This window comes from Nonomuraea recticatena, assembly GCF_039533245.1.
Classification (GTDB): Bacteria; Actinomycetota; Actinomycetes; order Streptosporangiales; family Streptosporangiaceae; genus Nonomuraea; species Nonomuraea roseola.
The window spans coordinates 1-552 of record NZ_BAAATE010000186.1; the positions used below are offsets into that span (position 1 = coordinate 1).

The 552-nt window shown below is 71.0% G+C and carries 1 pseudogene; it reads right to left on the reverse strand.

Features of this window, described 5'->3' with window-relative positions:
• Positions 1–494 (reverse strand): annotated as a pseudogene (locus ABFX50_RS51065) (hypothetical protein); the annotation flags it as partial.
• Positions 495–552: the final 58 nt, after the last annotated feature.

Consider the following 552-nt stretch of genomic DNA (forward strand, 5'->3'; position numbering starts at 1 on the left):
GCGCCGTCTTGACCGTGGGGGCCGGGGGGGCCGGGGGGGGGCGGGTTCTCGGTGAGGTAGCTCGAGATCGCGGCGTAGATCTGGTCGTTGACCGCGTCGGGGTGCTCGGTGAGGAGCGCGGCGAAGGCGGCGGCGAGCTCGGCAGGCGACAGCTCACCTTGGTAGGGGTATTTCTCGAAGTGCCGCGCGACCGCGGCGTCGAGGTCGTCTTCCGAGACGCCGGGGCCAGGAGGACCCGACGGCCCCGGCGGACCCGGAGGCCCGGCCGGGATCTCCGCGTCCGGATCATCGATCAGCTCCTCTGGGGGAGGCGCGATCGGCGACTCGCCACGGTCCTCGACGCCCTGCTGCTCAACCGTGAGCGCTTCATATAGCGCGTCGATCTGCGCGCCTTGCCGTTCGGTCTGGAATCCCGTCCACACCAGCGCAAGCGCCGCCAGGACGATCCCGGCGACAGCGACGACAACCCGGCGCCGGGGAACCTTGGCGCTCATGTCACCGGCCCCCGAAGACGATCGAGCTCGGCGGCTTGCGCATCGAGCACTTTGCGCT